The sequence below is a fragment of the Streptomyces sp. NPDC101166 genome (genome assembly GCF_044768125.1).
Classification (GTDB): Bacteria; Actinomycetota; Actinomycetes; order Streptomycetales; family Streptomycetaceae; genus Streptomyces.
In genome coordinates, this window is record NZ_JBIWPF010000088.1 from 1 (window position 1) to 1,599 (window position 1,599).

General features: G+C 66.2%; 1 protein-coding gene. It reads right to left on the minus strand.

Going from position 1 to position 1,599, the window contains the following annotated elements; translation table 11 throughout:
* Window positions 1–213 precede the first annotated feature (213 nt).
* Entirely contained in the window at window positions 214–1,377 is a 1,164-nt protein-coding gene (locus ACIRS4_RS36570) for an IS30 family transposase (protein ID WP_404204329.1), read from the minus strand.
* Window positions 1,378–1,599: the final 222 nt, after the last annotated feature.

The window sequence follows — 1,599 nt, forward strand, 5'->3', positions numbered from 1 at the left end:
CGAGGACTTTCGAGGTCTGCGGGTGCACCAGGTGCGCCTCCAGGGCGGTGACGCCTCCTCCGATTCCTACTGCTACCGCTAGCTGGACCGCCCCGCCGACGACTCAACCCGATGTGGGCACGGCTCACTCGCCGCAGAGGTTTCCAGCGCGGGCCGCTTCAAAGCTGGATGTAGCGAGCAAGAGTGCGCGCTCATACCTGCGGGCTCAGGCGGTCATCGCAACACTTCTTCGAGTGCTTCTGATGGTGTGCGGAATCCGAGTGTTTGTCGAGGGCGGCCGTTGAGTTCGTCGGCGATGGCATCGAGGTCGGCTTGGCTGTAGGTGCGCAGGTCGAGGTGGCGGGGAAGGTATTGGCGGACAAGGCCGTTGGTGTTCTCGTTGCTGCCGCGCTGCCAGGGACTTTTCGGGTCGCAGAAGTAGACTGGGACGCCGGTGGCGACGGTTAAGGCGGCGTGTTCGGCCATTTCGTAGCCCTGGTCCCAGGTCAGAGTGCGGCGCAAGGCGTCGGGCAGGGTGCGGATGCGGGCGGCGAGCGCGTCGGCGACCAGGTCGGCGCGTTTGCCCTCGGGAAGGGCCACCAGCAGCAGAAACCGGGTCGAGCGTTCGACGAGAGTGGCGACCGGGGACATGCCGCGCCCGAACAGCAGATCGCCTTCCCAATGCCCCGGGACTGCTCGGTCGGCGGCTTCTGCGGGGCGTTCGGCGATGGTCAGCACGCCGCGGCGTTGGCCGCGACCGTCGGGCTGGCGCACGACTTTGGGTCTGCGCATGGCGCGGTGGGTGCGCAGATATCGGGTCAGTTCGTGGCGCAGCTCGCCGCGGGCCTGGATGAACAAGGTGCGGTAGATCGTTTCGTGCGACACATAACCCATGCTGGAGGACGGATTTCGAGCCAGCCAGCCCGCGATCTGCTGCGGCGACCACCGCTGGCTGAGTTTCTCGGCGACCACCGCGGCCAACCGTGGATTGCGTGACAGTTTCGTGGGCTTCGGTCGCACGGCCCGCGCCCATGCGGCTCGGTCTGCGGGCAAGGCCCGATAGGCGAAGCGGCCACCGCGACCTGCGACCTCGCGTGAGATCGTCGACGGTGAGCGGCCTAGGCCGCGGGCGATACTGCGCAGCGAATCACCCGCAGCCAAGCCGCGTGAGATCTCCTCGCGCTCAGCCAAACTCAGGTGAAGCCCGTTGCGATGTCGCGGGGCGGGACGAACACCGCCGCAACGTTTGAGCAGTTCACGCACCGTCGAGGGATGCCGGCGCATTTCCCGAGCAAGAACCTTGATCGCCTGCCCGGATCGCCATCGCCGCCACACCTCTTCGATCTCGGGCTCGGTCAGCGGAATTCGCTTCTCCGACAGTGGTCTCGTCGAGGCCATTGCGCATCACATCCCCGTTCCACCAGGACATATCCAGTGTTGCGCTAACCCATTGAGACCACACCTGATGCAGCGCGTTTTGCTCGTCAGTAAGTGCCCGCGTACGAGCTGATCATTTGGTGCGGGCGCGGCGGCGATGATGGCCCGCTGGACCTGACGGACCAGCCTGCGAACTGTCGGTTACGGAAGCGCGGGCACAATCCCGGCAAGCGCTCAGCCGCG